The sequence below is a fragment of the Sporosarcina ureae genome (assembly GCF_002082015.1).
Classification (GTDB): domain Bacteria; phylum Bacillota; class Bacilli; order Bacillales_A; family Planococcaceae; genus Sporosarcina; species Sporosarcina ureae_A.
Genome location: NZ_CP015109.1, coordinates 13,765 through 39,956 on the forward strand (window position 1 = coordinate 13,765; position 26,192 = coordinate 39,956).

Here is a 26,192-nt window from a genome sequence, read left to right on the forward strand (position 1 = left end):
GAGTAAATACCATCATATATAGATGGAATATAAAATTATCTTTTTTCGTCTTCTTCGCAAACAGATTCTACCTGTTCACCAACTGGTAGCTTAATTCGTTCGCCAGCTACAAATTGTTGACGTTCGAGATGAGGGTTCATGGAATAAAATTGCTCCAACCTCTCAAGAAAGTTTTGTGTTGAATCTGGATATAATGCGAATAACGATTCTATTGTATCACCTTCAACCACTCGAATGACAATTGAATGATTCGGCGTTTCTTCTGTACAGGACGATTCATCTTCAAAAAAGGCTGCAAGAGGGATTGTCCCTTCTGTTAAATCCATTCGAACAAAGTGAACAGTGCAAAATACAGCAAGTGCGATCAGTAAAATTCTCATCATGCATCCCTCCTGCACTACACTATGCAGACAAGAGGAAAACTATTCATCTTGGTTGTTTCGGATAGTAGACTGCAGCTCTCCACACGTAGAGTAGATGAACTAGCGATGCGATCCACAAGCTATACGGTTGCATAGAAGGAACAAATTCAAATGCCATCGTCAGCAAGATGGGGAATGTTGCAGCAATCGCTGCCGTTCGCCACATAAAGCGGAATTCGCCTCGGCGATGCAATAGTTTCAATAGCAATACCCCTATGATAGCAAAAATACTGACGCGAATAAATAAATACGACGTAATAATGACCAATTGCAAGACAAATGCGATTGGATAGATCAAAAAGCCGATTGTTTTGCCGATTTCCGCTAATTCAGGTGATGACTGGAACAGTGTGTGATCGCCTATGACAAATTGCAGAAATGATACACCAGTGTAAAGAAAGATAAACACGAATATGTATTGAATGACTTTACCGATCGATAACAAGCGGAATGCCGCAAGTTTTTTCGGTTCATGTAAAGAAGCTTTGAAAAGTTGATGGAATTTCACTAAGCCGGCCTCCCTTTCTACATATAGTCTACCATTTTTTTAAAACATACTGCTTTGCAGAAATTTCGACATTCTTATGACATTTCATTGCTGCATTGTTAAGGTGATGTAAAGATTGCAGTAGGACACTTTACAATTGACGTATACAACTCTCATAATAGGTTGAAACTTCACGCCAAGAACAACAGGTGAAGGGTAGTTAGAAACCATACATAAAACGTTTGATGGAGGTTGACAATTAAATGGAAGTTAACTGGCAAGAATTGGTGTTCCAATTTCTTGGAGGCTTAGGAATTTTCCTATTCGCAATTAAGTACATGGGAGATGGATTGCAAAAGGCTGCAGGGGACAGACTTCGTGCAATCTTAGACCGTTTTACAACCAATCCATTTATGGGGATTCTTGTCGGTATTATAGTAACAGTGTTAATCCAGTCTAGTTCAGGAACAACTGTTATTACTGTCGGTCTGGTAAGTGCTGGATTCATGACACTCCGTCAGGCGATCGGCGTTATCATGGGCGCCAATATCGGTACGACTGTGACGGCGTTTATTATTGGTCTAGACGTCGGTGCATATGCATTACCGATCATGGCATTCGGTGCCTTCTTAATTTTCTTCGTCCGTAAAGCTAAAATCAAGAACCTAGGTGAAGTCATCTTTGGTTTCGGAGGATTGTTCTTAGGACTTGAATTAATGAGTGACGGAATGAAGCCATTACGTTCATTAGAAGTATTTACTGATTTCACACTCGCAATGAGTGAACATTCATTGCTGGGCGTCGTAGCAGGAACAATCTTCACGCTTATCGTTCAAAGCTCCAGTGCAACTGTCGGCATATTACAAGGTCTCTTCGCTGAAGACTTAGTTACAATGCAGGCTGCATTGCCGATTTTATTTGGTGATAACATCGGAACAACCATTACTGCAGTACTTGCGGCACTAGGTGCATCCGTTGCGGCAAGACGAGCGGCAGCTGTACACGTGCTATTCAATATTATCGGTGCCATCATCTTTATGCTCTTACTCATACCATTTACAGCGTATGTCGAATGGATGGCAAGTGTATTGAATCTCGAAAGCAAGATGCAAATCGCATTTGCGCACGGTTCGTTTAACATTGCCAATACCGTCTTGCAATTTCCGTTCATCGGTGCTTGGGCATATTTAGTCACGAAGATGATACCGGGCGAGGATGTAACCATTGAGTATAAACCGAAACATCTCGACCGTCGCTTCATCACACAATCACCAGCTGTCGCAATAGGACAAGCTAAAGAAGAAATTGTTCGGATGGGTGATTTCAGTGTCCGAGGTCTTCAAGAATCGTTCGAGTATTTGAAGACAGGTCAGAAGAAATATGCAGAAACAGCGTATCAAATTGAAGATGCCATCAACAATCTCGACCGTAAAATTACAGATTACCTAGTAGAAGTATCCGTGGTAATCGTTTCGCCAGCTGAATCTGGACGTCACGTCTTATTGATGGATACGGTCCGAGATATCGAGCGAATTGGTGACCATTTCGAAAACATCATCGAGCTAATCGATTTACGTGAAACTAATAAATTGAAACTAACAGATGATGCAATGGACGATCTATCAGAAATGTTCACATTGACAATCGAAACAGTTCAAAAAGCGATTGAATCATTAGATTCAGACGATACGGATCTAGCACGTGTCGTTTCAGAGAAAGAAGATTTAATTGATAACATGGAACGTCGATTCCGTAAAAATCATATCGTCCGTTTAAATGAAGGACATTGTAGTGCGCAAGCTGGCATGGTATTCGTCGATATCGTTTCGAACCTTGAGCGAATTGGTGACCATGCAGTAAATATTGCGGAAGCAATTTTAGGCAAGCACGCATAATGAAATAAGGAGTGACAGCTATGTTATGGATCGGTTGGACATTGGCCATTATCATGTTCGCGATCGCGTTTGTCGGATTGATCTACCCTGTCATTCCATCTGTTATTTTTATCTTGGCGGGTTTCCTGCTTTATGGCGCGTTCGTTTCATTTGAAGAGTTAACGTGGTTATTTTGGGCGATTCAAATATTATTCGTTTTATTGTTGTTCGGAGCGGATACATTCGCCAATCTTGTCGGGGTTAAACGCTTTGGTGGAAGTAAAGCGGGAATGTGGGGAAGTACGATTGGATTGTTAATCGGACCGTTCGTCATACCGGTCATTGGTATTCTAGCAGGGCCTTTTCTTGGTGCGATCATCGCAGAGATGATTTTTGCTCGGACAAGTATTAAACAGGCTTTTCGCACAGGAGTCGGTTCTGTTGTTGGTTTTCTGACGTCAGTTGTTGTAAAAGGTATCCTTATGGTGGTCATGATTGTCATTTTTCTATTTTTTCTCCGTTAACAGTCCATTTTCTTTGAATGCTGACACATATTTTGATAATGTGAAGTAGTAGGGCAAAACAGAGATAATTTAGAGGAGGAATGGAAATTGGCTTATACTTTACCAGAACTACCATACGCATATGATGCGTTGGAGCCACACATCGACAAAGAAACGATGAACATCCATCACACGAAACACCACAACACGTACGTAACTAACGTGAACAATGCACTAGAAGGTCATGAAGAACTTCTGAACATGCCTGTTGACGAGTTAGTTGCAAACTTGGACAAAGTTCCAGAAGACAAGCGTACAGCAGTTCGCAATAACGGTGGTGGGCACTCTAACCACTCATTATTCTGGACAATCCTTTCACCAAACGGTGGCGGCAATCCAACTGGGGAAGTTGCAGAAGCAATCGACAAGAAGTTCGGTAGCTTTGACGCTTTCAAAGAAGAGTTTGCTAAAGCTGCAACAACTCGCTTCGGTTCAGGCTGGGCTTGGCTTGTTGTAAACAACGGTGAACTTGAAGTAACATCAACTCCTAACCAAGACTCACCTTATATGGATGGTAAAACACCATTGCTAGGGTTGGACGTTTGGGAGCATGCTTACTACTTAAACTACCAAAACCGTCGTCCAGACTACATTTCAGCATTCTGGAACGTAGTAAACTGGGATGAAGTAGAAAAGCGTTACCAAGACAATAAATAATTGAAACCTGACACACATCTAGTTCGTCTAGATGTGTGTTCTTTATTATTTTCATGCTATAATTCTTATACATAAACCTTCTAAGAAAGGAGATTCCTGTTGAAGAGAAACCAGAAAAAGGCGGAGCCGCTCAAAACGGGTCAACGTCAACATATTGCATTTCGAATGAATTTTTTATTTGTAGCGATTTTTGTCTTTTTTTCCTTACTCATTTTTCGTTTAGGTTATTTGCAAATCGTCCAAGGGGAAGATTATACACGTAGTCTTGAACGAACGGAGGAAATCGCAGTCAACACGAGCACACCGCGTGGTAGAATCTTCGACCGTTCTGGAAAAGTACTTATAGATAATGAAGCAAAAAATGCTATAACGTATACAAAAACATCCTCCACGACAACAAAAGAAATGCTGGCGCTTGCAAGAAAAATGGCCAAGTTGATAGATCAGGATACTCAACGTGTCACTATGGGTGACAAACGAGATTTTTGGATTTTATTGAACCCTGTAAAAGCAGCAGAGAAAGTACCTAAGAAAGAGCAAGCAGAGCTCAGTAAAGATGACAACAAATCTCAAAAAGATATCCAACGAGAGATTAACCAGCTGACGCGCGACCGGATCACAGACGAAGAACTAGCTACCTTGTCAGCGGAGGATTTGGAAGTGCTCGCCATTTACCGTGAAATGATGGCAGGTTACGCTTATTCACCACAAGTTATTAAAAGCGATGGCGTGACAGATGAAGAATTTGCCGTCGTGTCAGAAAGGTTAGATCAACTGCCGGGTGTCAATACAACTACTGACTGGGACCGAGTGAAAAAATCGGATAGTGCGATTCTAGGATCTACAACGAGTCCAGTAGAAGGTATTCCTCGTTCACACGTAAACTATTTCCTGGCGAGAGATTATTCGCGTAATGATCGCGTTGGGCGAAGTTATTTAGAATCGTATTATGAAGATTTACTGAAAGGTCAAAAGACGATTGTGAAAAATATCAAAGATCGCACAGGAAAAGTGGTCGAGACGAAAACGGTAAAAGAAGGACAGCCTGGTAAAGACCTAGTGTTGACTACAGATACAAATTTGCAGAAGGCACTCGAAGATGTGGTGTCCAATAAATTATTGCGTCTAAAACAAGGCCCGAATACGAGTGCGTTAGAATCAGCATTCCTTGTCATGTTGGACCCGAATAACGGGGAGATTTTGTCACTCGTCGGTAAGAAAGTAGTAAAGGACGAATCGACAGGACGATGGGCGATACAAGATTACACATATGGTACGTTTACTTCAGCGTATGAAGTCGGATCCACAGTGAAATTGGCGACGATGCTTACCGGTTATAATGAAGGAGCTGTGAAAATCGGTGAAGTAAAAATTGACCAACCGATCAATATTGGTGGTCGATACAAACGGTCGTTGTTTAATCCGAATGGTCGAGTGGCATTAAATGATATTGCCGCTATCGGTCGGTCATCTAACGTATATATGTTCCGAATTGCGATGGGATTAGGAAAAGCAACATATCGACCAGGTCAAGGTTTGCCAATTGACAAGAAAGCCTTTGACACATTCCGTGAGAATTTTGCTGCATTTGGATTAGGTGTTAAAACAGGAATAGATCTACCTGGTGAATATACAGGGGTAACCGGTACTGAAACAATTCCCGGAAAACTTCTAGACTTCTCGATTGGACAGTTTGATACGTATACTCCTCTGCAGATGGCGCAATATGTTGCAACCATTGCAGCAGATGGCAATAGAATTGCACCGAAGATTTTAAAGGAGATCCGAGAACCTTCTCCGGATGGGGAGGTACTAGGGGAATTGATTGAGGAAACGCCCGTAAACGTGTTGAATCGTTTAAAAAACTCACAAGTGGAAATCGATCAAGTAAAGAAAGGTATGCATTACGTATACTATGGCGCGAACGGTACAGCTTCTGGATTATTAGCGGGAGCGCCATACACGGGAGCAGGAAAGACGGGTACCGCGGAATCGTTTTATTATACGGGTAATAAATCCAACCCAGTTATTCCGACAATCAACCTGTCTCATGTAGGGTACGCTCCAGCGGACAAACCAGAAGTTGCGTATTCAGTTATTGTCCCTTATATTTCAACGAACACGAAACGATATCCATCCGCAACAGCAAGTGAAATTGCCAAAGAAGCACTTGACGTATACTTTGAACAGAAAAGACAGAAAAACGCAAAAGCAGACAATGCATCTCCGGATGTAAGAATACAGAAGTAACATAGCCAATCGACACAAAAAGACGAAAACCACTTGGTTTTCGTCTTTTCATATTATAAGTGTAAAAAGATTCTAGCAATCTCAGGAAACCGCATATCGGAGCGTAATTCGTATGTACCTGGTTTGATTTTTCGTGTATATTCATTTTCTATTATATATAGTTCAAATGCATCGGCATCTTGTATTAACTTTTCTTTTTTTAATTCACGTGATAACTTGGCGGGTGTAATGCCTGCTTTCACGGTAAAACGTTTTGTGATGATCTCATCCGCTTCATTTTCAGCTGGAATCGTTTCTTGTTCGGATTCCGGTTTACGAATATTTTCTTTCCGCGACAATGTCTGGGAAATGGCTAGTTCTTTTTTTAGAATAGCTACTTCTTCTTTGGAATCAGCTAATTGTTTTTGTAACGCACCTTCAGATGTTTGTTGCTGTACAAAATACAAAATACCACCAGCTATCAAACAACCAATACCTACGGCGCGCAATATTTCCTTGATCATGACAACCGCACTCCTTTAGAATGTAGCACTTCCGTTACTTCCCTTTCACTGAGTGAAGCGCGTTTTGCAATCTCAGGGATGGTATAGCCTTGTTTGTGAAGTGAAGTAATTTGATTAACAATAATTGCGTGTATTGGTTTTTGAGGTGCTACTGCAATGGGTTCTGGAGCAGGGGAAGCGACCATCAATTCTTCTTCAAGCAATCGCACTCTCTTTTTAAGATTACTTGTTTCATGATGAAGGCTGATTGATACGCTTTCCAACTCATCATCTATTGCACGAGTCTTATTTCCCACAAAAAATGAAAGAATGACAGCCAATACACCAATGCTAAGTAAGATTAAGGGGATATCCATACTATTTCCCTCCAAAATAACTAGATTTTCCTTCATAATACCATAAGCACATGATGAATGATATTTGAATATTTTTTGCTGTACAATGAATAAAACTATGGTATAATATATTAGTCGTATAAATCATGCTCATGTTTTACTTATATCTATAGCTATTGAGTGGGAGGGACAGTAATGCGCGTAAACGTAACACTCGCTTGTACAGAATGTGCAGAGCGTAATTATATTACTAAGAAAAACAAGCGTAACAATCCAGAACGTATTGAAATGATGAAATATTGCTCACGTGAAAAAAAGCAAACTTTGCACCGTGAAACGAAATAATCATTAAAACCAAAACCTGCTTCGGTTTTGGTTTTTTCTTACGGGAGGTAATACAGTGGAAAAGCAACACCTTCGGAAACAGGTTATACAGAAATTACATCAATTAACTCCATCTGATCACGAACGAAAATCAGCTATTATAACGGAAAAAGTTCTTGCTTCGGATGAATTTAAGTATGCAACGACCATCGGAATCACGTTATCCAGATTTCCGGAAGTGGACACGCATCGTTTGATAGAAACCGCCTGGCAAGCAGGAAAGCGAGTTGCGATTCCACGGTGTATTTCTTCTACGAGAGAAATGGATTTCCGTTTGATCGATTCATTTGATCAAACAGAAGTGGTCTATATGGATTTAAAAGAACCGAAAATTGATTTGACAGACTCTGTAAGACCCGAAGAAATAGACTTGCAAATTGTTCCAGGTGTCGTGTATTCAGAGACTGGTTACCGCATTGGTTTCGGTGGCGGTTATTACGATCGCTATTTGATAAATTTTCCATTTGAAACGATATCACTGGCATTTGACTGTCAAATCCGCCATAATATAATGAGGGAGCCGCATGATGTTCCGGTGTCCTATATTTATACAGACGAACATATTATAGATTGTCAGAAAGTCCGTGAAACGAATGAATGAATTTTATGATGTGATGAAATTGCTTAAACGTTTTGGCGTAATCATCTATACAGGCGATAAACGACAGGACAGCATGGTAATGGAATCCGAAGTAAAAGAACTGTATGACCACCAATTTATTGATCAACAAACATATATTCAAGCATTGCTTGTATTGAGAAGAGAACAAACGAGCTAATAATTAACTAAAATATACGAACTACTCATTCCTCGTCTTATGTGAAACTTTTCACGCAGTCAAACGTCTAAATATATGATGACTATATAACAGTATCTAAACGAAACGAAAGGAAGAGATGGAATGAGAAAATTTTCATGGCCTAAGCATTCCGTACTCATTATCGCAGTAATCGCAACTTGGTTGACTACCTACATCGGGTATTACACCAGTTTCAATATGAAAATCGATAATGCTATGCAACAATTTATTCTACTAATTAATCCCCTAGCATTTCTATTGTTTATTTATGGGGTTGCTTTATTTATTAAAAAGACGAAAACGCGTAACCGATATATTTTAGCAGTAAGTGTAATCACATCCTTTATCATGTTTGCCAATGCCGTGTTCTATCGTTTCTTTACGGACTTTATTACACTGCCTCTATTGTTCCAGACAAGTAACTTTGCAGATTTAAGTTCTTCAATCACTGAGAATTTGAGACTTCTGGATCTATTCTTTTTCTCGGACGCCTTGATTATTTTAGTAGCCATACGCTTCTTTAAACAAGGGCCAATTCAAGAATCAAGCCGTAAGATGGGACGCAAAGTGTATTTTGCAGCAGCCGCTACGTTGATGATGTTCAACTTGGCACTTGCTGAAGCAGAGCGCCCGCAGTTATTGACAAGAAGTTTTGACCGTGAATTACTCGTTAAAAACATCGGTACGTATAACTACCATTTATATGATTTATTCGTTCAATCCAAATCCCATGCACAGCGTACGTTTGCTGATGGGACGGAATTGACGGAAATAGAGAACTACGTCAAAGCCAACCACGCACAACCGGATCCGAAAATGTTCGGTACAGCAAAAGGTAAAAACGTCATTATCGTTTCTCTTGAATCGTTACAGAACTTTGTGATTAACAATGGTATGGATGGACATGAAATTACTCCATTCTTGAATGAATTAACAAACGATAAAGATACATTCTACTTTGACAACTTCTATCAACAAACTGGATTAGGAAAAACATCTGACTCTGAGTTTATTGTAGAGAATTCATTATATGGACGTAACGGTAGTGCAGTATTCTTTACGCACAGCGGTAACACATATAACTCGCTTTCTGAACGACTAGGCGAGAATGGATATGCTACAAGTGTCATGCACGCTAACAGCAAGAGCTTCTGGAACCGCGACATTATGTACAAAGCACTTAATGTACAAAAGTTCTATGATGTAGATAGCTACACAATCGGTGAAGATGAAGCAGTCAACTGGGGAATGAAAGATATTCCGTTTTTCCATCAATCTGTTGATTTAATGAAAGACATTCAGCAACCATTTGCTACGCGAATGATTACACTAACAAACCATCATCCATTTGATTTGGATGAACAGGATAAATTAATTCCTGAATACACATCAAATTCCAATACGTTGAATAAGTATTTCCAGACAGTTCGATATATGGATGAAGCGGTTAAGGAGTTCTTTGAGGACTTGAAAGAAAGTGGTTTATATGAAGACTCGATCATCGTGATGTATGGAGACCATTATGGTATTTCCGAAAACCACAATAAAGCAATGGGTATGTATATGGATAAAGAAATTACACCATTTGATAATGCGGAACTTCAAAAAGTTCCATTGTTCATTCATATGCCAGGGTATGGTGAAGGTAAGCAAATGCATGAGCTTGGCGGGCAGGTAGATATTCGCTCAACCATTCTTCATCTACTCGGAATTGATACAAAAGCAGACATGCAATTCGGTTCTGATTTATTCTCACCAGATCGTGAACCATTCGTCATCTTCCGTGATGGCCGTCTTGTCACAGACAAAAATATTTACGCACAGGAAGTTTGCTATGATATCGAAACAGGAGAACCATCATCAGATGCAGCCCAATGTGAGCCGTATATTGAGCGTGCCAATACTGAATTAAATTATTCAGATACCATCATCAATGGTGATTTGCTTCGATTCAAAGAAAGACCAAATGGCAGTCCTGAACTAAAAGAAAGTAAATAACGTGATGAGCTGCGCGGCTGCCTATGCCGTGCAGCTTTTTTTAGTAAAGCAGAGGAAGTGAAAAAGTGAAGAGAATACTCGTCCCGTTAGTATGCTCAGTATTTTTAATAGCATGTACGCAATCTGAAGATATTGAAACCGAAGAACAACCAGTAGAAAACGAAGTCGAACTAGTAGAAACTCTTACGGCTTCGCAAGATGATATTCGCTTTGTTGTAGGCTGGTTAAATGAAACGGAGATTTTATTCGTCGGCAACAAAGATACTGAAGATCGTCTGTTGTCATTTGATTTGCAAACCGGAGACATACATACAATATTTAGCACGTCTGCAACGATTTCTGAAGTACAAGTTCATCCTTCTGCTTCGCAACTGCTAGTCAAAACAGCAGATGACTCAACGGAAGCCATCTTACATATACTTGATCATGCAGGTACGCCACTTAATGAAGTGTCGGTAGCATCCTCAGAGCTTGAAATACGGTGGAATGGTTCCGACGCTTCACAAATATTGATTACTGCTTTCTCTGATGACTGGAGTTACGAAATTTTGTGCTATGACGCTACTGACGGTACATTGGTAGCGGTAGAGCTGCCTGATCCATTTCCTCATTGGTTAGGTACTGAAGAGTTGGTGTATATAGAAGACGCTGATGTATTGAAACAATCACTGATTACAGGAGAGAAAACTACACTTGCGAATCATGCCAATCAATTGTATTCAGCTACAGATCAAGTATTGATTGAATCATTTGAAGGTGAACAAATACGGTATGCAATAGTAAATTCGGCTGGAGAAGAGAAAAACTCTTGGCTTGTTGAAAATGATGGTTTCGTGATGGATCGAGCTGTTTTATTAAATGAAAATACATGGATGATGACGGTTACTAATCAAACCGAGATGATGCCAACCAGTTTTCTTGTGAAGATAGAAGAGGGTAAGGAAGTGATGCGCCAGGAGCTGCCAGAAGGTGGGACACTAGATTGCGAAGGCGACAAGTGTCTGACGGGATATAGTCTGGATACTTGGATTGATATTGAGACCGGCGAGACGGTAAAGTGGTTAGAGATTGGGCGCGTGGAGTAATCTTTACTATAGAGAAGGGTACTTCATTACTGATCACTCTCGGAATCGTAGCATAAAAAATAAGGACATCCCCAAAGAAGGGGTGTCCTTATTTTTTGGAACTTATTTGTGTAGTTGTGGTGGGTATCCAGAATATATGACAGTAGCGATCGTAAATCCTCCGATAACTACAACCGTAACCACATTGAAAACTATACTTAACAGATTCCGCTCTTTAAAAGCTTGGACCGTTCCAAAGACTGCTAAAATTGCAATCAATCCAAAAATGATGACTAATAAATTCATTGAGTAGACACTCCTTTCAACATTGAAAAAATGAATGCCATAAAGCGATATTCCTCTTCTATTGTACTGTTAATGAATCGTTTTGTCGAGATTAAATAATGACGATTATTTGAAGTTTGTGTCCATATTCATTAATATTAGACAAAGAGGTGAATTAAATGAGGATACATATACATCCATTAGGTCCAATTCAGACGAATTGTTACATAGTGGAAGACGAAAAGAAAAATTGTTTACTATTTGATCCGGGTGAAGATGGTGAGGCATTATTATCGGAGATACGGAAGTTATCGCTGAAGCCTGTTGCTATTTTACTAACGCATGCACATTTTGATCATATTGGGGCGTTGGAAAAGATCCGAACAGCTTATGAAATTCCCGTATATTTGCATGTGGCGGAAAAGAAATGGCTTGCAAGCCCTGAGCTAAATGGTTCAGCTAAGTATCCGGTATTTCCTGACGTCATTTGTAATCCTGCTGACGTGCTGCTCCACGATGAAAAGCAATTGGAAATAGGTCCATTTAAGATGGAGACGCGTCATGTACCAGGACACTCCCCAGGAAGCGTTTGTTATATCTTTGAAGAAGAAGGGTTTGCAATCGTAGGAGATACACTGTTCCAAGGTAGCGTCGGTCGTACCGACTTGCCAGGCGGCGATACGGAAACGTTGCTTAAAGCGATTCACGAGCAGTTATTGACGCTTGATGACGAAATAGTAATTTACCCAGGGCACGGACCTGCGACAACACCAGGAATCGAAAAAGACCAAAATCCATATTTGCATGGATTTTGATCAAATAGCATACAAAAAAACAGCTTTCCATTGTGGAAGCTGTTTTTTGTGTGCGGATTAGTGTCCTCCGCCAGGTACGTGAATGAAAATGGAATAGTAACTGAAACCAACCATGAAGATCATCAGGTATGCTCCGAATAAGTAAATATACATACGCTCTGAAAGCTTCAAGTATCCAAGTAGAATAAAGAAGATTGTGCCTGCTACCATAAGTAAAGCAGCTGGAATCATATTTCCTACATAGAACATTACCGCAAAAATACCTGACCAGAATCCTAAAAGTTTAAACATATTATCCATCTAAGAATCCCTCCTTCACAACATTACAATAAGCTCTTATCCATTATAATAGAACGTCAGCCTAAAAGTAAACTCCAATCGATTTCACATTGTGTCAAAAGAGTGTACTTGTACAAACGGATTAAGATAGTAGCTGATTACAGTATAACAGAACCTGTGATAAAAATAATATGAAAATTGAATTTTGCTATCGAATTACCGTAAAGAAATGAATTATGATTCCATATCCACTATGAAAAATGAATTCACACAAATGTAATGCATTTTCAAACAATTTACTTCCCGTATATACTTTTTTCAAGATAAAAAGTGGTCTTTTGTCGAATGGAGAAAGGAGAGAACTATGGAAACTGAAAAGAACCCTATAGAAAAAACTTGTGTACAACTACTTGAAAAAGCTATTAAGTCTGAAGCGACAGATATTCATTTTGTACCTACGCCAGAAGGATATGATGTGGCGATTCGCAAAGACGCGCATTTTTCGAAAATCGGTCAATATCCTCATACATTAGGTGGTCGATTAATTTCATTTTATAAATTTTTATCTTCTTTGGATATTAGTGAACAACGTCGTCCACAAAGCGGTTCCTTTCATCAGTCCTTTTTCGACTGCAACTTCTCTTTTCGCGTCTCGACGATCCCATCTATTCAATTGAGGGAAAGTGTGGCGATCCGTATTCAGAAACATGATAAAATCGTGCCGCTCAACCAACTATGTCTCGATCCTGAATGGACGCAGCAATTGGCTGAAGCCGCTGCTTGCAAACAAGGATTATTTCTTGTCACTGGACCTACGGGTTCTGGTAAAACGACTACATTATATTCTTTGACATCCCATTGTGTATCCAAACTCAAGCGTCACGTCATTTCGCTCGAAGATCCTGTAGAAAATAATCATAGTCACTTATTACAAATTCAAGTGAATGAACGTTCTGGAATTACGTACTCTGCAGGATTGAAAGCAATCTTGCGCCATTCTCCTGATGTCATCATGATTGGAGAAATACGTGATGCAGAGACAGCTAAAATTGCAGTAGAAGCAGCGTTGACTGGACACTTAGTTCTTAGCACAATCCATGCAAAAGATCCTGTAGGTTGCTTATATCGTTTACTGGACCTCGGCATTCATGTAGAAGAGCTTAGACAGACCGTTATCGCGATATCCGCTCAGCGATTGATAACACAACAGTCTGGAGAGACGGCAGCGGTTTTTGAAATATTGCAAGAGTCAGATCTGCAATTAGCTACGGAATCAATGGTGAATGGTTTGCGGTTTTCGACTCCTATTCATAAGAAAATTGAAACACAGCAAGCTTTGTATGAAAAGGTGCTATATGATACGGAGTAAATTATTTCAATCTGATTCCGATAAGAAATTGATAAAGCCAGCGGAGTTTTTAGTAAGACTTTCAGCGCTGCTTCAAGAAGGATATACCTTTCATGAGGGACTCATTCTGATATTGCCTTATCATACGAAAGAGTTTGAAGAGAAACTTCGGCAAGTAGAAGATGAGTTGAAAATGGGCTATGGTGTTTCGCATATTTTAAAGAGTTTAGGTTTCCGTAAAAGTATGATGTTGCCAATTATTATAGCAGAAGTAGACGGCAACTTGATACGCGCGTTGAAAGAAGTGGCGGACCGTGTCAACAGGAAGACGGAAAAGCAGAAACAGATACGAAAGCTATTGGCGTATCCAAGTGTTCTGTTTTCTTTTTTACTAATTTTATTAATTGCATTTCGACAATTTTTCTTACCGAATTTCGAAGCATTAACTGTAATACGGGCGAATAACGAAAGTGGGATTGTTCAATTCTTACCAAAGCTTGTCTCTTCCATACCGGATCTGTTGCTTACCGCATCCATTATATTTGTTGTTGGTTTTCTATTAGTCCGAATGTGGTTAAAAAGGCTGTCTTCTTTTGAAGTTTTACATTATGTACTAAAAGTCCCCGGCATCAATACTTTCTATAGTGAAATGAAAACTAGGGATTTTGCCAATGAGCTCGGAAGTTTATTGCAGTCAGGTCTTTCCATGCAAAGCGCATTAGCTGTCCTATCGGAGCAAACGGAAGATCCTATATTATCGGTAATCACTAATGAATTAAGTGGACATGTTATGTATGGTGAATCTTTACATGAAGCAATCCATTTAACAGATGGTTTATCATCACGTCTGGCAGATTTTGCGAAACACGGGGCAAATACTGGTTACTTACCGAAAGAACTTTTGCTGTATGGCGAACACACGAATGAACAGTTGGAGGAAAAGATCAATCAATGGTTATCGATCCTACAGCCTGCCTTATTTGGTGTTCTCGCAGTTTGTATTTTATTGTCCTACTTATCTATTCTATTGCCTGTTTATAAAATGATCGACAGTATTTAAAAGGAGCATTCCTGTTAGAAGCTTTTTCGGGGACTTGAACACAAAGAGCCCTCTTGGTATGATGCGGGGTGTCAAATCAGCACGAATTGACCCCTAATTTAAATACCAAGGAGGACTCATCATGAATTTTACGCAAAATGCAAAGATTAATCAAGTCACGGATCAGACGCTAGTTATCGGAATGGATATCGCCAAGCGCACACATTACGCCTGCATGGTCGATGAACGTGGCCTGATTCTTAAGAAATCGTTCCCTGTTCATCAATCAAGCCATGGGTTCGAATACTTCTATGAGTGTATTCTAAACGCTAAGAAACAATTTGGTAAAAGTGATGTCATCATAGGTATTGAACCTACCGGCCACTATTGGCTCAACCTGGCTTACTTTCTCGATGATCGGGGCATCCCCCTCGTCGTATGCAACCCCATGCATGTAAAGAAGTCCAAGGAGCTGGACGACAATCTTCAAACAAAGAACGATGCAAAAGATGCCCTCGTCATCGCCCGTTTGGTGAAAGATGGACGTTACAGCTACCCTAGAATTTTAAGGGAGACAGAGGCAGAACTACGGGTTGGTTCGACTTTGAAAGGTAATCTTACTGAAGAATTGAACGCGATAAAAAACAAGATGATTCGCTGGACTGATCGGTACTTTCCCGAGTTCCAAGGAATATTTCCAGCGTTTGGTAAAATGGCGCTAGCCGTTTTGGAATGTACTCCATTCCCATCTGAGATAGTGAATCAGGAACCGTCAGAACTACTGGCAACCTACCGGACGGTAGAGGGGATGAAATCTCCCCAGTTGCCGAAGACAAAAAAGCTCATTGAAAATGCACGTACTTCTATAGGCGTAACAGAAGGACAACAGATGGCCCGTATTGAAATTGCCACACTTGTTCAACGTTATCGCCAACTTGAGAAGGAACTGGCATCGCTTCAAGAACAGCTGACAGCGTTTATTCAAGCTACAGTTGAGTACGAGTATCTCCAAACAGTCCCAGGACTTGGAGACGCAACCATCATTGATTTACTATCAGAAATCGGCAGTTTCTCCCATTACGATCATCCACGCCAATTATTGAAACTTGCGGGATTGACGTTGAGGGAGAATTCTTCCGGACAGCACAAGGGACAGAAACGAATTTCTAAAAGAGGAAGAAGCCAGCTGCGTGCACTGCTCTTCCGTGTCATGATGCCAATGGTGCGGCATAACAAGGCATTTAAACAACTGCACGAGTATTACACAACCAGACAAGTGAATCCATTACGCAAGAAACAGTCCATTGTGGTTCTCTGCGGAAAACTACTGAAGGTACTACACGCAATCTGTACGAAACACATAGCGTTTGACGCTGAGCAAATGATGAAGGACATTCCTAAGCTCGATAGAGCTGCCTAAGCACGACATTCTGAGTGAATGACTAGAAAATTGGATGACACGGAGTAGCCGGCATGATATTTTCCATACGACCAATGAGTCCCTAAAGGAGCTTCGCCAGCCTCCGCCTTATGACTAGACCGAACGAAGGAATGTAGGCGCATTAGACGCCAAGAGACATGGGAGGGTACGTCATCATAAGCTATGCGGAGATCCAGAGTGCATCGTATATTGTATTAGCATCGCAACCAGTATTATCCAGCGATGACCGCGTAGCGTACCAAAGGCTGTTAGAAGATTCACATATTAAATTCAAAACGGTAACAAGTGTGTCAAAAATATATTTTTGGCGCCCTAACAACGGGTCAAACCGTTGATACATCAATATTTATAGAGGGAGGAAAAGAATTGCTGAAGAATGAAAAAGGTTTTACGTTAATTGAAATGATGATTGTGCTACTGATCATTACTGTGTTGATCTTGATCGCAATCCCGAACGTCACAAAGCATTCTAAATCGATAGATGAAAAGGGCTGTGAAGCGTATGTCAAAATGGTAGAAGGCCAAGTGCAAGCATATAAAATGGATAAAAAAACAATTCCGTCGATTACAGCGTTAACAACAGATGGGTATTTACCAGAAAATCCAGCATGCCCGAACGGTAACACGATTTCAATTGCAGGAGACGGTAAAGTGACGGCGTCAAATGGTGGTGGATAAGAAAACTGTCAAAGATCAGCAAGGGTTTACTTTCTTGGAACTTTTGCTTGTTCTGTCTATTACGATGATTTTAACAGCCGTTATTCTTCCATTTAGTGATAAACGCCTGCAAAGAATAAGTGAAGAAGATGCGTTGAAACAATTCATGACAACCGTTCATGAAACGCAATTATATGCGATCACAAATCAGCAAAGAGTCACTTTGAGATTTGAAGAAGATGGAAGAATTTACAAAGCGATTTTAAATGATATGTTTGAAGTATTGCACGGGGAATTTCCTGAAGGGATGCGCCGGACGAAACAATCTACACTTCAAAGATTAGATTTTGCTGAAACAGGTTATTTGACTACTACAGGCAAGATGTTTTTTTCTACACAAAGCAAAGGGATTATATCAATTTCATTCCAATTTGAAAGAGGAAGGATGATCGTCAATGAATGAAAAAGGGCAATCGTGGCCAGAAGCTATGTTGTCCCTGGTCATCATCATGGTGATTTTCTCATCTCTTTTGCCATTGGCTACTACCGTTACATCATCCGTCATGGCGAAAAAACAAGCGATGGTCGCAGCTCAAACTACCTATCAAGCGGCTATTTTGTATAAATCGTCGGGACAAACAACGGGATACAGATCTCATGAGGATTTGCACTATAATTGGAAAGTTAGTGATCAACAGATTTGCGTTGCATATGAAATACAACAAATTGAACATAATAAATGTATGAATCTATGAAGAAAACGAATGAAAAAGGATATTCATTAGTGGAGAGTATTGTTCATTTACTTATATTCATGATGTTGATTCAATTTGCGATACTATTTTTTTACTGGCAAGCACCCACAGAAAAAGTCTATCAAGGGGACCTATTAGGTGAATGGGAGTTATTTTCTTTGGAATTACAAGAGTTATTAGAAGAAGTAAGTGTAGTGGAGGAAGTGAAACCTACGCGCATCACGTTTCATACTGAAAGAGGAATCATCACTATTCAGCAATACAATAAAATGCTTCGTAAAGTTGTCGATGGAACAGGTCATGTCCCTTTATTAATGAATGTGAAATCCAGTACGTTTACTGTGAAAGATAGCGAATTGAAGCTTACTGTCGAAATGCAGGATGGGATGCGAAAAGAAAGGACGTTTGCTATTGGTTTGTACCAAGAATGAGATGGGAGGATCATTTATTTTCGCGATTGTTTTATTATTTTGCGTAAGTCTCTTTCTTTTCTCCCTCGTTTCATGGCATGATAGTATCTACAGAATATACGACTGGCTCGAAACCTATTATGAGCATAAAGCAGTTGAATTAATGAAACGGGATGGATGAAAATGAAAAGGATTTATTTAGTGGGATTTATGGGATGTGGAAAAAGCGCAATCGGTAAACGGCTGCATACGTTAACAGGTATTCCGTTCTTCGATATGGATCATGAAATTTCAGCACAAATGCAGATGACGATTCCTGAGATATTTGATCAGTACGGAGAATTATATTTCCGACAGTTAGAGACAGAATTCCTCGAAAAATTTCCTGAGGAATATTGTATTGTAGCGACTGGTGGAGGCGTTGCAGTAAAAGAAGAAAATATTCAACTGATGCGCGAAACTGGCATCGTATTTTTCCTCAATGCATCATTCCGCGATATTTGGCGAAGAATCTCGACTGATATCAATCGACCAATTGTACAGCAATCTTCACGGCAAGAATTAGAAGCTCTTTATAAAAAACGCAAGCCGAAGTATTTACACTCTGCCCATTTCACAGTGGAGACGACAGGTAAATCTTTAACGGATATTGCAGAGTATATTATCTTTCAAATCGAAAGATATCAATAACTTATCATAAAAGCGAATGATTTAGTTTGTAGTTAAATTATCATTCGCTTTTATCTACTTTTAATAAATGGATTGCGCTTACTTCTGTAAAATGTTAAGATATCAGTGAAGAAAAAATTAATTGAATCATGCGAATGATTGTATGGGGAGAGCGCGCATTAGGCGCCGCCGAAGGAGCAAGTAACGAAAGTTATGAATCTCTCAGGTAACAAAACGCATACATGACGCATCTCTGGACAGTACTGATTCATCAGTGGCCGAAGAAAGTATGGAAACAGTAAAGTTTTCGGCAAAAGGACAGGGGTTCTCTTTTATAGGAGACCCCTGTCCTTTTTTTATGAATTACATACTGATCGTTCCTTGATCAGGACAAAAAGGAGGAAACAGTTTGACGAACCAATTATTACGTACACCGCTATTTGAAAGTTATAAAGAGTACGGGGGTAAGACGATCGACTTTGGCGGCTGGGAATTACCTGTGCAGTTCTCTAGTATTAAAGCAGAACACGAAGCCGTTCGTACAAAAGCTGGTTTGTTTGATGTCTCGCATATGGGAGAAGTGTTTGTTAGTGGTAGCGGGGCACTTGACTATTTGCAGAAGCTTGTGACGAATGATGTTTCCAAACTGAAGATCGGCCAAGCGCAGTATACAGTGATGTGTAACGAGCAAGGTGGAACAATCGATGACTTCTTAATTTATAAATTGGAAGAAGAGCGCTATTTATTAGTCGTCAATGCATCGAATATTGACAAAGATGTAGCTTGGATGAATGAGCAAAAACTCGACCATGTCGTCATCGATAACCAATCTTCCAACTACGCGTTACTTGCACTGCAAGGCCCGGTGGCGGAGTCGGTATTACAGAAACTGACCGATGAGCCACTCGAAGAGATCAAGTTTTTCCGTTTTAAAGAACATGTTCAAGTAGCCGGAGAAGATGTACTAGTTTCACGTACTGGTTATACAGGAGAAGATGGATTTGAAATCTACGGTACACCGGAAGCGATCCAGAACTTGTGGGCAAAGATTTTGCAAGAAGGTAAAGAAGAGGGCGTTGTACCTGCAGGACTGGGTGCGCGTGACACATTGCGCTTTGAAGCGGGGCTACCACTTTACGGTCAAGAACTGAGAGAGGACATTTCTCCATTAGAAGCAGGACTTGGATTCGTCGTAAAAGTGAATAAAGGAGAAGATTTCATTGGTAAAGATATTCTTGGGAAACAAAAGGAACAAGGTGTGGAACGTAAGCTTGTCGGACTTGAGATGATCGATAAAGGAATTCCACGTACTGGTTATAAAGTATTTAATGGTGATAAAGAGATCGGTGAAGTCACCACGGGTACACAGTCACCAACGTTAAAGAAGAATATTGGTTTTGCGCTTCTATCTACAGAGTTCACAGAGCTCGGCACAGAAGTTGAAGTGGAAATCCGTACGAAACGTCTTAAGGCAAAAGTCATTGCAACACCTTTCTATAAAAGATCATAAGTGAAAAGGGGTAAAATTATTATGAAGCATCGTTATCTACCTATGACGGAGCAAGACCAGAAAGATATGCTTGACACAATCGGAATTGCTTCCATTGAAGAACTATTTTCGGATATTCCGGAAAAAGTACGATTCAAAGGTGAATATAAGATCAAACCTGCGAAATCTGAAACGTCACTTTTAAAAGAACTTGGACGTATGGCTGCGAAAAACGTCAACGCTCAAGATTATGCTTCATTCTTAGGCGCGGGAGTCTATGATCATTATCGCCCGGTCATTGTAGACCATGTTATCTCACGTTCTGAATTCTATACAGCGTACACGCCATACCAGCCCGAAATTTCACAAGGAGAATTACAAGCGATTTTTGAGTTCCAGACGATGATCTGTGAATTGACAGGTATGGAACTAGCAAACTCTTCTATGTATGACGGGGGGACGTCACTTGCTGAAGCAGGAACCCTTGCCGCAGGTCACACACGTCGCAAGAAGTTATTGGTATCTTCCACTGTTCACAACGAATCGCGTGCAGTAGTGAAGTCATATGCTGACGGGCAATACGTTGAAATGGTGACAATTCCACATAAAAACGGTGTAACGGACCTTGATAAGCTGAAAGAAATGATGGATGACGAGACTGCAGCGGTGCTCGTACAATATCCTAACTTCTACGGGCAAGTGGAAGATCTTCAAGCGATTAGCGATATCGCACATGAAAATGGTGCATTATCGATCGTTTCAGCGAATCCACTTGCACTAGGACTACTGACACCACCTGGGGCGCTTGGAGCGGATATTACAGTTGGTGATGCACAGCCATTCGGAATCGCAGAATCATTTGGCGGACCACACTGTGGATATTTTGCCGTATCGAAGAAATTGATGCGTAAAGTTCCTGGCCGTCTCGTTGGTGAAACGAATGATGATGAAGGACGTAGAGGATATGTACTGACATTGCAAGCGCGCGAGCAACATATTCGTCGTGACAAGGCAACATCTAATATCTGTTCAAATCAAGCGCTGAACGCTCTTGCAGCATCCGTTGCGATGACAGCTCTTGGAAAAGAAGGAATTAAAGAAATCGCCTATCAGAATATCGCCAAAACAGCTTATGCGAAACAAGCATTTGAAAAAGCTGGCTTCGAAGTGAAGTTCGGACCTGCACATTTCAATGAACTCGTAGTAGATTGTAAATCACCTATTCAAGATGTCAATAAACGCTTGCTTGAACGAGGAATTATTGGTGGATATGATCTAAGTTTAGTAGATGAAGATCTGGCGAATCACGCACTGATCGCTGTTACAGAACAACGTACGAAAGAAGAAATCGATGCATACGTGCAAGAATTGGAGGCTATCCATGCATAAAGACAACCAATCACTCATTTTTGAACTTTCCAAACCTGGACGAATCGGTTATAGCTTACCTGAGTTAGATGTACCCGAAGTAGATGTTACGTCCATTTTGTCTCAAGGCGTAATTCGTACGGAAGAGGCGGAACTGCCAGAAGTATCGGAGTTGGACATTATGCGTCACTATACTGCATTGTCCAATCGTAACCATGGTGTCGATACAGGGTTCTATCCATTAGGTTCTTGTACAATGAAATACAACCCAAAAATTAACGAAGCGGTTGCCCGTTTCCCAGGATTTTCACGTGTTCACCCACTACAAGACGAATCTACTATACAAGGTGCACTTGAAGTAGTATACGATCTGCAAGAGCATTTGGCTGAGATTACGGGTATGCCACAAGTCACATTGCAACCGGCAGCAGGCGCACATGGTGAATGGACAGCTTTGATGATGATCCGTGCCTTCCACGAAGCGAACGGTGATACGCAGCGTACGAAAGTACTGGTCCCCGACTCTGCTCATGGAACAAACCCAGCCTCTGCGACGGTTGCTGGTTTTGATACAGTAACAGTTAAATCAAATGAAAAAGGCTTAGTAGATCTAGAAGATTTGAAATCAAAAGTAGGGCCTGATACAGCTGCTTTGATGTTGACGAATCCGAATACGCTTGGACTTTTCGAAGAAGATATTCTAGAAATGGCAGCAGCGGTTCACGGAGTCGGCGGAAAGCTGTATTACGACGGAGCAAACTTAAACGCAGTTATGTCAAAAGCACGTCCTGGCGACATGGGCTTCGATGCGGTTCACTTGAACTTGCATAAGACGTTCACAGGCCCTCACGGTGGTGGTGGACCAGGTTCCGGTCCGGTAGGCGTAACAGATGAACTAGCTGCATTCATGCCGAAACCTGTTGTTGAAAAAGTAGATGATCGTTACCTATTGAACTATGACGTACCACATTCCATTGGTCGTGTAAAACCGTACTACGGTAATTTTGGTATTTACCTACGTGCCTATACGTATATTCGTTCAATGGGTCCAGACGGCTTAAAAGCTGTAACGGAATATGCAGTACTCAATGCGAACTATATGATGCGTCGTCTAGCGTCATATTTCGATTTGCCATATACACAGCATTGTAAACATGAGTTTGTTTTATCTGGTCGTCGTCAGAAGAAACTTGGCGTACGGACACTCGATATGGCGAAGCGTTTGCTAGACTTTGGCTACCATCCACCAACAATCTATTTCCCTTTGAATGTGGAGGAGGCTATGATGATCGAGCCGACAGAAACAGAATCAAAGGAAACATTGGATAACTTCATTGAAGCTATGATTCAAATTGCCAAAGAAGTAGAGGATAATCCTGAAATTGTTCAAGAAGCACCACACACAACAGTCATCGGTCGTTTAGATGAAACAAAGGCAGCACGTAAGCCTGTATTGCGTTATGTAAAAGAACAATCAGCAGTAGAAGAAACCGTACAATAATAAAATGATTTGATAAAGGCACCGCTAATAGCTAGCGGTGCCTTTTGATGTGTAGAATATGTGAGTAATCTAGAAATCCACACGTCATACATAGCATATATGGAGAATAATATAGTAGGAAGGGGTAGATCGTTGAAAAGAAATAACTGTTTATTCCATGTTTTACGCAATTCAGATGGACATAACCAGGTTACTAAACGTGAGTGTTTTCCGAGAACTACACAATTAAGAAAGGCATTGACTATTATGGGAAAGCAATCAAATATATTATATATAACCCCATCCAGTCGCTGTATCGACGATAGGAAAACATCATCAGCATGCAGCGAATGAGAGTTACATATTGAAATCACCAGGAATAAAACTAGTACTATACACAGTCTTGTAAAATTAGAATCGTATATTATACGATAAACAAATGTTCATTGTCAACCATAAATTTGAGAAATTTCTGATTATGTGTTATACTGTATAAGTACAAGTAAACAGGACGGCAAGTAACAATCCTGCGCAGCTTATTCCGGACGGGAATGAAGGGCGCATTTTTTGAAATTTAAAAAATGGATTGTTTCCCTTCAGTAAAATGAAGTGTAGAACCTCACATTGTTTTAATCAGTTAACTGTTAGAATTTGATCAAAGAATTTATAGGAGGAGATTTTCTAGTGAACTTAATTAATGAAGAAATTACTCATAACGTGTTTGGTGAAGGTAATATTGTTGAACACGAGGAGTCATTCATCACGGTTGATTTCAATAAAAACCTTAAAAGGTTTGTCTATCCCGATGCATTTGAGAACTTTATTACGTTAAACAATCGGAGCATGGCAGAGTCTTTAGAAAAGGTTTTTGTGGAAAGAAAAGCAGAAGAGAAAATTCTGGAAAAGAAGCGGAAAGAAGAAAAGGCTATCCAGGTGTTAGAACAGCAACGTAGAGAAATATTAAAAAACCATAAAATTCACGAAAGTTCACAGATTGTTTTCTGGTTAGATCAGGAAAGACAGTCAGATGTGTTTACTGATTGGGAAGTATCGACTGGAAGCATTCAAAGCGGGAAGAATAAAGGTTTACCTAACCCAGTAACTCGTTTGCGTCCAAACAGTGCAGGTGTTTTAACAGTAAGAACTCCTGATCAAAAAGAAACCGAAAGAACGATTCGAGGTCTCTTTATGGTTGATGATACATTTACTGGAAGCATTAGCGAGGATGGATTGGTTCCTACCCACCCTAAATACAGAATTCAACTTACAGAAGAAGAAGCTGAGAAAATGCTTTTCTGGAATTACTATAAAAACAAAAACTATCCAGACCGTACTTCATGGAATTCGGGTACATTCCGTTACTTTGATAACATTTGGACTGCTCAAATTTTACAAGATATCATCGCTTTAAAGGCTGATGAAGAACAGATCAAAGAAGCGGAAGAATTCATGGACTATTTCTGTAAATTGAATGCGATTGATATAAATAATATCCCGGAAGCAGAAGGCGCGTTACGTTAACAAGTGGAAAGCCTTTTGCGGAAGTGTGTTACAAAGTTGTTCATTACACTGTAAGCTGCCAGGTACGAGCACATGATGACTGTGTTGGTACCTGGCAGTTTTTTGTTTATTTCTGGATGTACTCATGATTTTTATTCAGGAAGATTTGTGATGCTTGACTACTTTCTTAGTAGATTTCATTTTAAATGTTTGAGTCCATATTATATAATTCATTAGATTGGACAAAAATAGTACTAGCGAAATGAATACATAGAATTGAATATCATGGTAAAGGAATGAATGAATATGAGAGAAACTGTAACAGCGATGGATGTCGCTAAGTTGGCAGGCGTTTCACAATCGTCTGTTTCACGGGTATATTTTGAGGGTGCATCTGTTTCCGATAAGACAAGGAAACGGGTTCTTGAGGCAGCGGCAGAGCTCGGCTATCGTCCCAATGTATACGCGAGAAGTTTAATCACAAACCAAACTGAAATTATTGGCCTTGTAATGAAGAGTGTTCAGAATCCATTTTACGCACACGTATTGAACCGATTTAGTTCGATTTTCAAACAGCAAGGGTATAGTATTTTATTTGTCTCAACTACTAATGATGAGATACAAGACGAGGATGTTGAAACATTACTGAATTATCATGTGGCGGGCGTAATTGTGACTGATGCTACGATTTCTGAAAAAGTTGGAAATGAGTTCAAAAAGAATCACATACCTTTAGTCTTCTTTAATAGAAAGCCTCATACGGACGTGTTTCATTCAGTAAGTTGCAATAATTTAGAAGCAGGACGCTCTATTGCGCACTTTTTAGTATCTTCAGGATCTACGGAACTAGTATTGGTCACCGGGAACGAAGATACCTCTACAAGTATCGAACGTAAAAAAGGTTTTTGTGAAGTACTCGATCAGCAAAACATTACGTATCGTACGTACAATTCAAACTATACGTATGAAGGTGGGTACGACACAGCCATCGCATTGCTTAAAGAAAATCAATTACCATCTGCAATTTTTGTGGCGAACGATATCATGGCACTTGGAGTATTAGATGCTCTCCGTAAGTATGAAATTCGCATACCCGAACATACTAGGGTTGTTGGATTTGATAACATCGGCATGGCTTCTTGGCCTGCTTACGATTTGACGACATGGGAGCAACCAATCGAAGAAATGATTGAGGCAACAGTAACGTATTTGATGGAAGAAATGACATCTTATACAGGATTTGTTCAAACTATTGAAGTGGACGGGAAATTGATGGAAAGAGAAACAACATAAAGTTGTTGACTTTGATGAATATTTAGA

The 26,192-nt window shown here is 40.2% G+C and carries 29 protein-coding genes and 1 riboswitch; of the genes, 23 read left to right on the plus strand and 6 right to left on the minus strand.

Annotated elements, in window-relative coordinates:
• Window positions 1-35: 35 nt before the first annotated feature.
• Window positions 36-380 (minus strand): hypothetical protein, encoded by a 345-nt coding sequence (locus tag SporoP17a_RS00090; protein ID WP_083030619.1) that lies wholly within the window; start codon window positions 378-380, stop codon window positions 36-38.
• A 46-nt stretch (window positions 381-426) separates the two neighbouring features.
• Complete coding sequence (locus tag SporoP17a_RS00095; RefSeq protein ID WP_083030620.1) at window positions 427-930, minus strand: DUF1189 family protein; 504 nt, start codon at window positions 928-930, stop codon at window positions 427-429.
• 242 nt (window positions 931-1,172) lie between these two features.
• On the opposite strand from SporoP17a_RS00095, the gene SporoP17a_RS00100 reads away from it, so the two are divergent.
• From SporoP17a_RS00100 to SporoP17a_RS00115, 4 genes are all read left to right on the plus strand, one after another.
• The gene (locus SporoP17a_RS00100; RefSeq protein WP_083030621.1) at window positions 1,173-2,804 is read left to right on the plus strand and encodes a Na/Pi cotransporter family protein; all 1,632 of its coding nucleotides are present in this window, start codon (window positions 1,173-1,175) and stop codon (window positions 2,802-2,804) included.
• A 20-nt stretch (window positions 2,805-2,824) separates the two neighbouring features.
• On the plus strand, window positions 2,825-3,307 hold the full coding sequence (locus SporoP17a_RS00105; RefSeq protein WP_083030622.1) for a DUF456 domain-containing protein: 483 nt from the start codon (window positions 2,825-2,827) through the stop codon (window positions 3,305-3,307).
• 87 nt (window positions 3,308-3,394) lie between these two features.
• Window positions 3,395-4,003 (plus strand): superoxide dismutase, encoded by a 609-nt coding sequence (locus SporoP17a_RS00110; protein WP_083030623.1) that lies wholly within the window; start codon window positions 3,395-3,397, stop codon window positions 4,001-4,003.
• Window positions 4,004-4,102: 99 nt separating this feature from the next.
• The gene (locus SporoP17a_RS00115) at window positions 4,103-6,253 is read left to right on the plus strand and encodes a peptidoglycan D,D-transpeptidase FtsI family protein (RefSeq protein ID WP_083030624.1); all 2,151 of its coding nucleotides are present in this window, start codon (window positions 4,103-4,105) and stop codon (window positions 6,251-6,253) included.
• Window positions 6,254-6,306: 53 nt separating this feature from the next.
• Here the strand turns inward: SporoP17a_RS00115 and SporoP17a_RS00120 are convergent, their stop codons facing one another.
• Both SporoP17a_RS00120 and SporoP17a_RS00125 read right to left on the minus strand, forming a co-directional pair.
• Window positions 6,307-6,756, minus strand: coding sequence for an endolytic transglycosylase MltG (locus tag SporoP17a_RS00120; RefSeq protein ID WP_083030625.1), 450 nt, complete (start codon window positions 6,754-6,756; stop codon window positions 6,307-6,309).
• Entirely contained in the window at window positions 6,753-7,112 is a 360-nt protein-coding gene (locus SporoP17a_RS00125) for a hypothetical protein (RefSeq protein WP_083030626.1), read from the minus strand. Before SporoP17a_RS00125 ends, SporoP17a_RS00120 begins: the two co-directional genes overlap by 4 nt.
• A 174-nt stretch (window positions 7,113-7,286) precedes the next feature.
• Between SporoP17a_RS00125 and rpmG the strand changes: the two genes are divergently transcribed.
• From rpmG to SporoP17a_RS00150, 5 genes are all read left to right on the plus strand, one after another.
• Window positions 7,287-7,436, plus strand: a complete 150-nt coding sequence (gene rpmG, locus SporoP17a_RS00130; RefSeq protein ID WP_029054517.1) for a 50S ribosomal protein L33 — start codon at window positions 7,287-7,289, stop codon at window positions 7,434-7,436.
• 55 nt (window positions 7,437-7,491) lie between these two features.
• Complete coding sequence (locus tag SporoP17a_RS00135) at window positions 7,492-8,076, plus strand: 5-formyltetrahydrofolate cyclo-ligase (protein ID WP_083030627.1); 585 nt, start codon at window positions 7,492-7,494, stop codon at window positions 8,074-8,076.
• Entirely contained in the window at window positions 8,069-8,254 is a 186-nt protein-coding gene (locus SporoP17a_RS00140) for a YqgQ family protein (protein WP_083030629.1), read from the plus strand. The genes SporoP17a_RS00135 and SporoP17a_RS00140 overlap by 8 nt, the downstream gene beginning before the upstream one ends.
• A 123-nt stretch (window positions 8,255-8,377) precedes the next feature.
• Window positions 8,378-10,273 carry an LTA synthase family protein gene (locus tag SporoP17a_RS00145; RefSeq protein WP_083030630.1) on the plus strand — a complete coding sequence of 632 codons (1,896 nt, stop codon included), beginning with the start codon at window positions 8,378-8,380 and terminating at the stop codon, window positions 10,271-10,273.
• Window positions 10,274-10,338: 65 nt separating this feature from the next.
• Window positions 10,339-11,358, plus strand: coding sequence for a YqgU-like beta propeller domain-containing protein (locus tag SporoP17a_RS00150; protein WP_083030631.1), 1,020 nt, complete (start codon window positions 10,339-10,341; stop codon window positions 11,356-11,358).
• Between the two features lie 102 nt (window positions 11,359-11,460).
• Here the strand turns inward: SporoP17a_RS00150 and SporoP17a_RS00155 are convergent, their stop codons facing one another.
• Window positions 11,461-11,643 (minus strand): DUF2759 family protein, encoded by a 183-nt coding sequence (locus SporoP17a_RS00155; protein ID WP_029054522.1) that lies wholly within the window; start codon window positions 11,641-11,643, stop codon window positions 11,461-11,463.
• Window positions 11,644-11,801: 158 nt separating this feature from the next.
• Between SporoP17a_RS00155 and SporoP17a_RS00160 the strand changes: the two genes are divergently transcribed.
• Complete coding sequence (locus SporoP17a_RS00160) at window positions 11,802-12,437, plus strand: MBL fold metallo-hydrolase (protein ID WP_083030633.1); 636 nt, start codon at window positions 11,802-11,804, stop codon at window positions 12,435-12,437.
• A gap of 57 nt (window positions 12,438-12,494) precedes the next feature.
• Here the strand turns inward: SporoP17a_RS00160 and SporoP17a_RS00165 are convergent, their stop codons facing one another.
• Window positions 12,495-12,737: a DUF2626 domain-containing protein gene (locus SporoP17a_RS00165; RefSeq protein WP_083030636.1), complete on the minus strand. Its 243-nt coding sequence runs from the start codon at window positions 12,735-12,737 to the stop codon at window positions 12,495-12,497.
• A gap of 343 nt (window positions 12,738-13,080) precedes the next feature.
• Between SporoP17a_RS00165 and comGA the strand changes: the two genes are divergently transcribed.
• The 13 genes from comGA (at window position 13,081) to SporoP17a_RS00225 (ending at window position 26,165) form a co-directional block, all read left to right on the plus strand.
• Entirely contained in the window at window positions 13,081-14,085 is a 1,005-nt protein-coding gene (comGA, locus tag SporoP17a_RS00170; RefSeq protein ID WP_083030638.1) for a competence type IV pilus ATPase ComGA, read from the plus strand.
• The gene (comGB, locus tag SporoP17a_RS00175; RefSeq protein ID WP_167693345.1) at window positions 14,072-15,124 is read left to right on the plus strand and encodes a competence type IV pilus assembly protein ComGB; all 1,053 of its coding nucleotides are present in this window, start codon (window positions 14,072-14,074) and stop codon (window positions 15,122-15,124) included. The genes comGA and comGB overlap by 14 nt, the downstream gene beginning before the upstream one ends.
• A gap of 121 nt (window positions 15,125-15,245) precedes the next feature.
• Complete coding sequence (locus SporoP17a_RS00180) at window positions 15,246-16,523, plus strand: IS110 family RNA-guided transposase (RefSeq protein ID WP_083030644.1); 1,278 nt, start codon at window positions 15,246-15,248, stop codon at window positions 16,521-16,523.
• A 423-nt stretch (window positions 16,524-16,946) separates the two neighbouring features.
• Window positions 16,947-17,222 (plus strand): competence type IV pilus major pilin ComGC, encoded by a 276-nt coding sequence (gene comGC, locus SporoP17a_RS00185; RefSeq protein WP_237262439.1) that lies wholly within the window; start codon window positions 16,947-16,949, stop codon window positions 17,220-17,222.
• Window positions 17,215-17,664 carry a prepilin-type N-terminal cleavage/methylation domain-containing protein gene (locus SporoP17a_RS00190; RefSeq protein ID WP_167693346.1) on the plus strand — a complete coding sequence of 150 codons (450 nt, stop codon included), beginning with the start codon at window positions 17,215-17,217 and terminating at the stop codon, window positions 17,662-17,664. The genes comGC and SporoP17a_RS00190 overlap by 8 nt, the downstream gene beginning before the upstream one ends.
• On the plus strand, window positions 17,657-17,956 hold the full coding sequence (locus SporoP17a_RS16655; RefSeq protein ID WP_156890495.1) for a hypothetical protein: 300 nt from the start codon (window positions 17,657-17,659) through the stop codon (window positions 17,954-17,956). Before SporoP17a_RS00190 ends, SporoP17a_RS16655 begins: the two co-directional genes overlap by 8 nt.
• Entirely contained in the window at window positions 17,953-18,387 is a 435-nt protein-coding gene (gene comGF, locus SporoP17a_RS00195) for a competence type IV pilus minor pilin ComGF (protein ID WP_167693347.1), read from the plus strand. Before SporoP17a_RS16655 ends, comGF begins: the two co-directional genes overlap by 4 nt.
• 162 nt (window positions 18,388-18,549) lie before the next feature.
• Window positions 18,550-19,056, plus strand: coding sequence for a shikimate kinase (locus tag SporoP17a_RS00200; RefSeq protein ID WP_083030652.1), 507 nt, complete (start codon window positions 18,550-18,552; stop codon window positions 19,054-19,056).
• Window positions 19,057-19,190: 134 nt separating this feature from the next.
• Window positions 19,191-19,283, plus strand: a riboswitch (glycine riboswitch).
• 161 nt (window positions 19,284-19,444) lie between these two features.
• Window positions 19,445-20,545 carry a glycine cleavage system aminomethyltransferase GcvT gene (gene gcvT, locus SporoP17a_RS00205; RefSeq protein WP_083030655.1) on the plus strand — a complete coding sequence of 367 codons (1,101 nt, stop codon included), beginning with the start codon at window positions 19,445-19,447 and terminating at the stop codon, window positions 20,543-20,545.
• A gap of 21 nt (window positions 20,546-20,566) precedes the next feature.
• Window positions 20,567-21,913, plus strand: a complete 1,347-nt coding sequence (gene gcvPA, locus SporoP17a_RS00210) for an aminomethyl-transferring glycine dehydrogenase subunit GcvPA (RefSeq protein ID WP_083030658.1) — start codon at window positions 20,567-20,569, stop codon at window positions 21,911-21,913.
• Window positions 21,906-23,393, plus strand: a complete 1,488-nt coding sequence (gene gcvPB / locus SporoP17a_RS00215) for an aminomethyl-transferring glycine dehydrogenase subunit GcvPB (protein WP_083030661.1) — start codon at window positions 21,906-21,908, stop codon at window positions 23,391-23,393. The genes gcvPA and gcvPB overlap by 8 nt, the downstream gene beginning before the upstream one ends.
• A gap of 663 nt (window positions 23,394-24,056) precedes the next feature.
• Window positions 24,057-24,893 carry a malate synthase gene (locus SporoP17a_RS00220; RefSeq protein ID WP_083030663.1) on the plus strand — a complete coding sequence of 279 codons (837 nt, stop codon included), beginning with the start codon at window positions 24,057-24,059 and terminating at the stop codon, window positions 24,891-24,893.
• A 285-nt stretch (window positions 24,894-25,178) separates the two neighbouring features.
• Window positions 25,179-26,165 (plus strand): LacI family DNA-binding transcriptional regulator, encoded by a 987-nt coding sequence (locus SporoP17a_RS00225; RefSeq protein ID WP_167693348.1) that lies wholly within the window; start codon window positions 25,179-25,181, stop codon window positions 26,163-26,165.
• Window positions 26,166-26,192 lie beyond the last annotated feature (27 nt).

What these genes read in the sequence shown, in the direction of transcription:
- SporoP17a_RS00160 (WP_083030633.1), top strand. Translation starts at nt 11,802, where the DNA reads ATGAGGATACATATACATCCATTAGGTCCAATTCAGACGAATTGTTAC.
- SporoP17a_RS00120 (WP_083030625.1), bottom strand. Translation starts at nt 6,756, where the DNA reads ATGATCAAGGAAATATTGCGCGCCGTAGGTATTGGTTGTTTGATAGCT.
- comGF (WP_167693347.1), top strand. Translation starts at nt 17,953, where the DNA reads ATGAAGAAAACGAATGAAAAAGGATATTCATTAGTGGAGAGTATTGTT.
- SporoP17a_RS16655 (WP_156890495.1), top strand. Translation starts at nt 17,657, where the DNA reads ATGAATGAAAAAGGGCAATCGTGGCCAGAAGCTATGTTGTCCCTGGTC.
- rpmG (WP_029054517.1), top strand. Translation starts at nt 7,287, where the DNA reads ATGCGCGTAAACGTAACACTCGCTTGTACAGAATGTGCAGAGCGTAAT.
- SporoP17a_RS00125 (WP_083030626.1), bottom strand. Translation starts at nt 7,112, where the DNA reads ATGGATATCCCCTTAATCTTACTTAGCATTGGTGTATTGGCTGTCATT.
- comGB (WP_167693345.1), top strand. Translation starts at nt 14,072, where the DNA reads ATGATACGGAGTAAATTATTTCAATCTGATTCCGATAAGAAATTGATA.
- SporoP17a_RS00105 (WP_083030622.1), top strand. Translation starts at nt 2,825, where the DNA reads ATGTTATGGATCGGTTGGACATTGGCCATTATCATGTTCGCGATCGCG.
- SporoP17a_RS00090 (WP_083030619.1), bottom strand. Translation starts at nt 380, where the DNA reads ATGAGAATTTTACTGATCGCACTTGCTGTATTTTGCACTGTTCACTTT.
- SporoP17a_RS00145 (WP_083030630.1), top strand. Translation starts at nt 8,378, where the DNA reads ATGAGAAAATTTTCATGGCCTAAGCATTCCGTACTCATTATCGCAGTA.
- comGA (WP_083030638.1), top strand. Translation starts at nt 13,081, where the DNA reads ATGGAAACTGAAAAGAACCCTATAGAAAAAACTTGTGTACAACTACTT.
- gcvPA (WP_083030658.1), top strand. Translation starts at nt 20,567, where the DNA reads ATGAAGCATCGTTATCTACCTATGACGGAGCAAGACCAGAAAGATATG.
- SporoP17a_RS00180 (WP_083030644.1), top strand. Translation starts at nt 15,246, where the DNA reads ATGAATTTTACGCAAAATGCAAAGATTAATCAAGTCACGGATCAGACG.
- SporoP17a_RS00200 (WP_083030652.1), top strand. Translation starts at nt 18,550, where the DNA reads ATGAAAAGGATTTATTTAGTGGGATTTATGGGATGTGGAAAAAGCGCA.
- SporoP17a_RS00155 (WP_029054522.1), bottom strand. Translation starts at nt 11,643, where the DNA reads ATGAATTTATTAGTCATCATTTTTGGATTGATTGCAATTTTAGCAGTC.
- comGC (WP_237262439.1), top strand. Translation starts at nt 16,947, where the DNA reads ATGATGATTGTGCTACTGATCATTACTGTGTTGATCTTGATCGCAATC.
- SporoP17a_RS00100 (WP_083030621.1), top strand. Translation starts at nt 1,173, where the DNA reads ATGGAAGTTAACTGGCAAGAATTGGTGTTCCAATTTCTTGGAGGCTTA.
- gcvPB (WP_083030661.1), top strand. Translation starts at nt 21,906, where the DNA reads ATGCATAAAGACAACCAATCACTCATTTTTGAACTTTCCAAACCTGGA.
- SporoP17a_RS00165 (WP_083030636.1), bottom strand. Translation starts at nt 12,737, where the DNA reads ATGGATAATATGTTTAAACTTTTAGGATTCTGGTCAGGTATTTTTGCG.
- SporoP17a_RS00140 (WP_083030629.1), top strand. Translation starts at nt 8,069, where the DNA reads ATGAATGAATTTTATGATGTGATGAAATTGCTTAAACGTTTTGGCGTA.
- SporoP17a_RS00225 (WP_167693348.1), top strand. Translation starts at nt 25,179, where the DNA reads ATGAGAGAAACTGTAACAGCGATGGATGTCGCTAAGTTGGCAGGCGTT.